The organism is Geomonas sp. (assembly GCF_056994735.1).
On the sequence record NZ_JBXKJL010000482.1, the window covers coordinates 1 to 6474 of the forward strand.

At 57.8% G+C, this 6474-nt stretch carries 8 protein-coding genes; 7 read left to right on the forward strand and 1 reads right to left on the reverse strand.

Annotated features, from left to right (window positions below; all coding sequences use genetic code 11):
• From AC11W3_RS20555 to AC11W3_RS20570, 4 genes are all read left to right on the forward strand, one after another.
• Positions 1–861: FUSC family protein (locus AC11W3_RS20555; protein WP_484093672.1), on the forward strand; the 861-nt coding region annotated here is incomplete at its 5' end.
• A gap of 128 nt (positions 862–989) precedes the next feature.
• On the forward strand, positions 990–1649 hold the full coding sequence (locus tag AC11W3_RS20560) for an SDR family NAD(P)-dependent oxidoreductase (RefSeq protein WP_484093678.1): 660 nt from the start codon (positions 990–992) through the stop codon (positions 1647–1649).
• A 12-nt stretch (positions 1650–1661) separates the two neighbouring features.
• A complete protein-coding gene (locus AC11W3_RS20565) occupies positions 1662–1991 on the forward strand; it encodes a DUF1904 family protein (protein ID WP_484091403.1) in 330 nt (109 codons plus the stop codon).
• An 84-nt stretch (positions 1992–2075) separates the two neighbouring features.
• Positions 2076–2732, forward strand: coding sequence for a nitroreductase family protein (locus tag AC11W3_RS20570; RefSeq protein WP_484093673.1), 657 nt, complete (start codon positions 2076–2078; stop codon positions 2730–2732).
• Positions 2733–2794: 62 nt separating this feature from the next.
• Here AC11W3_RS20570 and AC11W3_RS20575 read toward each other — a convergent pair whose 3' ends face one another.
• Complete coding sequence (locus AC11W3_RS20575; protein WP_484093674.1) at positions 2795–3259, reverse strand: MarR family winged helix-turn-helix transcriptional regulator; 465 nt, start codon at positions 3257–3259, stop codon at positions 2795–2797.
• A 232-nt stretch (positions 3260–3491) separates the two neighbouring features.
• Between AC11W3_RS20575 and ygiD the strand changes: the two genes are divergently transcribed.
• The 3 genes from ygiD to AC11W3_RS20590 all read left to right on the forward strand — a co-directional run bounded on the left by ygiD (position 3492) and on the right by AC11W3_RS20590 (position 5665).
• Positions 3492–4271, forward strand: coding sequence for a 4,5-DOPA-extradiol-dioxygenase (gene ygiD, locus AC11W3_RS20580; RefSeq protein WP_484093675.1), 780 nt, complete (start codon positions 3492–3494; stop codon positions 4269–4271).
• 92 nt (positions 4272–4363) lie between these two features.
• A complete protein-coding gene (locus AC11W3_RS20585; RefSeq protein ID WP_484093676.1) occupies positions 4364–5056 on the forward strand; it encodes a VIT1/CCC1 transporter family protein in 693 nt (230 codons plus the stop codon).
• A 192-nt stretch (positions 5057–5248) separates the two neighbouring features.
• On the forward strand, positions 5249–5665 hold the full coding sequence (locus tag AC11W3_RS20590) for a hypothetical protein (RefSeq protein ID WP_484093677.1): 417 nt from the start codon (positions 5249–5251) through the stop codon (positions 5663–5665).
• Positions 5666–6474: the final 809 nt, after the last annotated feature.

Here is a 6474-nt window from a genome sequence, read left to right on the forward strand (position 1 = left end):
TCTCGGGCTGCCGCCCGCGCCGTCATCGCCCTTGCCGCCGCCGGCGCCGTCTGGACGCTGTCCGGCTGGCAGCAGGGGCCGCTTACGCTGATGGCCGTCTCGATCATGGTCACCATCTTTTCCACCAAGGAACACCCGGTCGCCTTCCTGGGGCAGATTTTCTTGGGAGCCTCCACCGGATGCACCCTGGCAATTTTCTGCCGTTACGTCCTCCTTGCGGGAGTATCCAATCCTTATCTCGCCGTTGCCGTGATCGCGCCTTTTGTCCTCCTTGGCGTCTTCGCCATGACCCAGCGTCGCACCGCCATAGCCGCCACCGACGCCACCCTCTTCTTCATGTTCGTGGTCCAGCCCGGAGTTAACGTCTCCCTTTCCTTCCACGATCTCAAATTCGGCGCCTTCGCCATGCTCCTGGGAGTCGGGACGGCCTGGATCTGCTACCGCTACCTGATTCCCATCACCCCGGCCATGCGGCTGCAGGCCTTGCTGAAGGCGATCCTGGCAGACCTGGAGAAGTTCGCCTCAGTCGACTCGCCCCATGCTGCGAGAACCCTCCATGCGAGGATGCAGCATAGGGTACTTCGCATGGTGTGGCTGGCGGTCCGGTTCGATACCGATCACTACACGCTGGTCGAGGGCGGCATCGCCGCACTGGCAATTGCCAGGAGCATCGAGCACCTGCGGCTGGTTGCCGAAAGTGGCGTCCACCCGGGGCAGAGGCTTGTGCGGGAGACCCTTTACGCCCTGTCTTCCCTGAGCCTGCAGCCCGGGAACCCCGTCAAGGTGCTGGAGCAGGCGGCCAACAGGCTCTATGGGGTGCTTGATCGTTCCATACCTCGTGCGGCCCTGGCGGCCCCGTGAGGCTGGAAAGACACGGCCGGAGGAGGGGCTCTGTACTACAAGCTCGGGATGCCGCTGCAGCAAGTAAGTAGGCTGCCGGCTACTGCTGATAGAAAGGAAGCGTTACGAATCTGAAAGGCAAAATAGCACTGGTTACCGGTACCAACGGAGCTGTCGGCGAGGCTCTAGTGGAGGCTCTGCTGCTCCGGGGGGCGGCCAAGGTATATGCGGCGGCCAAGACGCTGGCATCGGTATGCTGCCCCGTCGGCTTCGCCGGAGGCCAGGTCGTGGCAATGGCACTCGATATCGCCGACCCCGTGGCAGTCGCTGCCGCGGTGACAAGGTGCCTGGATGTCGATCTCATCGTCAACAACGCCGGGTGCAGCGCCAAAGGCGTGCTCATTGCTGATACCTCAGCCGATGTGGGCGGGGAGCAGGTGGAGGTCAATTGTTTCGGCACCCTCGGCATGTGCCTGGCCTTCGCCCCAGTCCTGGCCTCTCGTGGCGGAGGGACCATCGTTAACGTCTGTTCCGCTGTAACCCCCGTCAACCTCCCCCTCTCCGGCATCTATCGCGCTCCCTTGGCTGCACGAAATATTCGGGTTGTCAGGGCCTATCCGGCCCACGGTCCTGGTACCGCCTCTGGAGGGGAGAACGGTGAGCTGAAACCGGTGCAGATCGCGGAGATCGTTCTGGACGGTGTGGAAAAGGGTGCCCGCGAAATTCCGCTCCCGCTGGGATTTCGTGGTGTGGCAGGCAGCGGCGACGCGGCCCTGGACGCGGGTCAATCGGCCCAGGCTTGTGCGTGAGGTGAAGAGGTGATGGCTTATCTGAGGTTCAAAGGTTTCGAGAAGGAATTTCTACAGGAACAGCACGCACTCTTCGTCGCGGAATTTTCCCGCCTGGCCCGAATCCCCGAGGAAAAGATCACGGTGGAACTCCTCTGTGTCACGCGGATCACAGACAGTCCCCGATCGCTGGAGATATCGATGTTCCCCAGGGAAAAGAAAGTCCACGACGCCATCGCGGAAACGCTCTATGCGCTCCTTTGCCATTTCGGGTATCCAGAGGTTCACCTCTTTTTCCAGTTGCTGAGGCCGTCCCTTTACTACCTGGAGGGGGTGGCTCTGCGCCCTGAGGAGACGTCGTGATCGAGGTCTTCGGAGGGAGCGCGGCAGGCAGATAACGAGGTTACTGATGAGAAATTCGCCGGGGCGGAGATAGGAGAGGGTAGGGTGGCTAACGACGTGCTGGAGACCATAGCGAAGCGCAGAAGTATCAGGAACTTTCAGGAGAGGGAGGTTTCACCGGCAGATCTGCACGCCGTCCTGCAGGCTGCCAACGATGCCCCGTCCGCACACAATCAGCAATCATGGCGATTCATCGTCGTCAGTGGCGCGAAGAAGCAAGAGCTCTCGACTCTCGTCTCCGGAAAGGCGGCTGAGTTCGACAAGGCTTCGTCCGCGCTACTGAGAATGGCCGCCAAGAGCATTTCAAGTGCGCCGGTGATCATAGCCGTGGTCAACACCGGCGAGCTGATTCGGCACGGGACCCGGGGGCTTGGGCCGGAACGGGAACGGTCCTTTCATTTTTTCAGGACCATGGAGATTCAAAGTTCCGCTGCCGCCGTCCAAAACCTGCTCCTCGCCGCCACCTCCCTGGGCCTCTCCACCGTCTGGCTGGGGGTGCTGTTTCTGATCAAGGACGAGGTGCTGTCACTGCTGGAAGAGGAAACCGGCGAGTTCATGGCCGTCGTCCCTATCGGGTACCAGGCGAGGCCCTCCTCTGGACCGCCGAAGAAACCGGTGTTGGCCAAGGTGAAGTATCTGCAGGATTCATCTGAGACAGCGCTGCCTGGACCGGCTCAATCAAACGGCTGCAAAGATATGTAATTAGAGGGGGGGCAGGATGATCTGAAAGGACTTGTACGTGCCGGCTCCGCGGCTTTCCGTACTCACCTCTTGGTCTTATTCCTCACCTGGTTTACCGCCGACTCCAGTCGCTCTACGAACTCTGCCATTTGTGCCATTTCTCTCCGGTCAAATGAGCCGAACAGGTCGTTCTCCAGCGACTCAACCGTTTTCCTGATCTCCTCTACGATCACCCTTCCTTCCCCGGTCAGGCTCAGAAGCTTGGCCCGGCGGTCCTGTTCATCCTCCACTCTGCGAACCAGCCCCTTGCTCACCAGCGTATCCAGAAGCCGCACCAGGGAAGGGCCCTCCAGCCCCACCGAGGCGGCCAGGTCTTTCTGGCGCACGCCGTCCCCCATCAGGTACAGATGAAGGAGGGGGCGCCAGGTCGCATCGGTCAACCCGGAGGAGTGGAATTCGGCATCCAGAACCTGACGCCAGCGACGGCTCAGGCCGGCCAGGCGAAAAAGGAGATTGGTACTGTTGTTAGGGTCGGTGGAAGTTGTCATGGGAATGAAATAACACGCAACTTTCAACGATGCAACGACTTTGCGAGTTGTAGTCCCTTCGGAAAGACTGCTCCTTGTTGATCAACCATCCTCTCATCGGCGATGTTCATTCAGACGATTACCTGTCACGATCTTTTTGTTAAACTTGTTCCTGGTCGTGGACCTTATGACTGATACGTGATACTGACATGAGTGACGGATGTGCACCGGTATCTTCTGACAAGGAGTGGCTATGAGTGAAGTGATGCCGACCATATTCTTCGGGCACGGCAACCCGATGAATGCCGTATCGAAGAATGCCTATACCGAGGGATGGGCCTCCATCGGGAGATCGATTCCACGCCCGCAAGCCATTCTGGCGATCTCCGCCCACTGGTATATCCCCGGTTGTGCCGTAACCGCCAACCTTGCCCCGCCCACTATCCACGATTTCGGCGGCTTTCCCAGAGAACTGTACGAGGTTGAATACCCCGCCCCCGGCAGCCCTGCGCTCGCCAGGCGCGTTGCCGATTTACTTTCACCGGTACCGGTGGTTCTCGACGATAGCTGGGGGATCGATCATGGCACCTGGTCGGTGCTGACTCACGTCTTTCCCGGGGCCGATATCCCTGTGGTGCAGCTTAGCATCGATGAAAGGGAGCCGCCGCAATTTCATTACGAATTGGGAAAACGGCTGGCGTCGCTCAGGGAAGAAGGTGTCCTGGTTATAGGCAGCGGCAATCTGGTGCACAACCTGCACACCTATGCCTGGGGCAACGATGCTGCCGAGCCATTGGACTGGGGCCTGCGGTTCGAGAACAAGGTGCGGGACCTGCTGGTGAACGGTGACGACGCCGCAGTCGTCGATTACGAGGGGTTGGGCAGAGATGCGCGGCTCTCCGCGCCGACGCCGGATCATTACCTGCCGCTCCTTTACGTGCTCGGTCTGCGGCGCGAGGAGGACGAGATTTCCTTCCCTGTGCAGGGGTTCGATGGCGGGTCGATCTCGATGCTCGCCGTCAGGTTCGGTTGAGAGGCCAGGGGACTCCTCGCCGGCCGTGGCGGGTTCGACGAAGACGCAGTGGCTGAATCGGCTGGATTAAAGGCCAAGGAGGGTGATGTCGGATGAGAAAGCATTTCGAGAGGCATTACGCTGAGCGTATCGGGTGGATGCGGGCGGCGGTTCTGGGAGCCAATGACGGGATACTTTCCACTGCAAGTCTGATCGTCGGTGTGGCAGCCGCCAAGGCGCCGGTGGGAGATGTCCTCTTGGCAGGCTTGGCAGGTCTGGTCGCAGGCGCCATGTCGATGGCTGCCGGGGAGTATGTCTCTGTCAGTTCACAGTCCGATACCGAGAAGGCCGATCTGGCGCGGGAGCATCGCGAGCTTCAGGAAGACGAAGAGTCCGAGAGGAAGGAGCTTGCCGCGATCTATGTGCAGAGAGGACTGGAGCCTGCACTGGCACATGAAGTCGCCGTTCAGTTGATGGCGCATGATGCCTTGGGAGCGCATGCCAGGGATGAACTCGGCCTCTTCGAGATCCATGCCGCACGCCCCATTCAGGCGGCACTGTCCTCTGCCGTGACCTTCTCGGTAGGCGCAGCCTTGCCGCTGATCTTTGCCTTACTTACTCCGCGATCCCTGCTCATTCACCTTGTGGCCGCAGGCTCGCTGCTGAGCCTGGCGCTATTGGGCGGTCTCGCTGCCAGGACAGGTGGGGCGGATGTAGCTATCGGAGCCGGGCGGGTCACTATCTGGGGAGCATTGGCCATGGCAGCGACACTTGCCGTCGGCTCCCTTTTCGGCACCGCTGTATGACCCTCGGCGCAGGCTACGCCCCGTTCGTCACCGACCTCTGCCGCTAGTTCCAGATGGGTGCTGCATCTTTCGACTAATTAGTACCAATCTTCCGCCAGCTTCCAAAACCGTCATTCCCGAAGCGATTCTGAAAGGGCATTCGGGGACGGTCTACTACAGGTCGTCGACCGTTTGTCGGAAGGCGACGACCGATTGTCGAAAGACGACGACCAATTGTTGAAAGACGACGACCAATTGTTGAAAGATGACGACCGATTGTCGAAAGACGACGACCGATTGTCGAAAGACGACGACCGATTGTCGAAAGATGACGACCGATTGTTGAAAGACGATGATCGATTATCGAAAGATGACGACCACTTGTTGAAAGATGACGACCACTTGTTGAAAGATGACGACCACTTGTTGAAAGATGACGACGACTTGTTGAAAGATGACGACCACTTGTCGAAAGATGACGACCACTTGTCGAAAGATGACGACCACTTGTCGAAAGACGACGACCACTTGTTGAAAGATGACGACCACTTGTTGAAAGATGACGACCACTTGTTGAAAGATGACGACCGTTTGTTGAAAGGTGATGACAATCAGTGGGGCTGTAAATAGTTTGGTGTAAAGTCAGGGTGGCTAGAATATGAGGTGAAGATCAGGTTTTTTTGGTTTTTTCAGAAGTTCTCCGTGTCTCCGTGGCTAGATGTTTTTAGCCTGAAGTTTGCGTGCTTCGACAAGCTCAGCACGAACGGAGTGCACATTGATGGAGGAAACGAGGTCAAGATCAGTTGAAGACGGCCTATCCATTACTGGAAGCGGCCTATCCGTAGCCGGAAGGTGTTCATGCTTTGTCTTAAGGTAGATGCCTCTCGTCAAAAAGCCCACAACTCGAGGCCTCGGCTGGGCCTCGTCTCCAGAGTGTCTGGTCTTATTTCTCAGCCCAAAGGTACTTTACATCTGGCAAGAGGTCCGTCCGTTGATGGGGAGACGCGGTTTGTCCAGCCTCCCCCTTATGGGCAACTTGCTTCCTTGGTTGAGTTTAAAACAACGTTAAAGTGGATGTTTTTGATCTTGTTATTTATGCACTTGATCGGCTGGAGCTGTTGAATGACATGCTTAACGTCTTGCAAGTGCCTAAGTTCTTGAGTTTTGCCCGGGGCTTTTCGCGATCGGAGAGCTGCTTAAGGAAACTGCTACACGCAAAGGGTAGGGGCGGAAGCTTCGCAGCTGTTGTGATTTGATAAAATTTTGTTTTAATTGAGCTTGACATAAACGTAAACGGAAGTTATTTTTCAGCTAATTGAATGATGCACGACTTTCCGCGGCCCGAGACCGGGCTTTGGTCGTCCAGCAGCATATTTGAAATTGCGCTTTGATTAGGAGGGGAGATGGCATTGCCGCATCTGATTGATTCACGTCTTGAG

Excerpts from the sequence above, each read along its gene's own strand:
- AC11W3_RS20565 (WP_484091403.1), top strand. The coding sequence starts at position 1,662 with ATGGCTTATCTGAGGTTCAAAGGTTTCGAGAAGGAATTTCTACAGGAA.
- ygiD (WP_484093675.1), top strand. The coding sequence starts at position 3,492 with ATGAGTGAAGTGATGCCGACCATATTCTTCGGGCACGGCAACCCGATG.
- AC11W3_RS20575 (WP_484093674.1), bottom strand. The coding sequence starts at position 3,259 with ATGACAACTTCCACCGACCCTAACAACAGTACCAATCTCCTTTTTCGC.
- AC11W3_RS20585 (WP_484093676.1), top strand. The coding sequence starts at position 4,364 with ATGAGAAAGCATTTCGAGAGGCATTACGCTGAGCGTATCGGGTGGATG.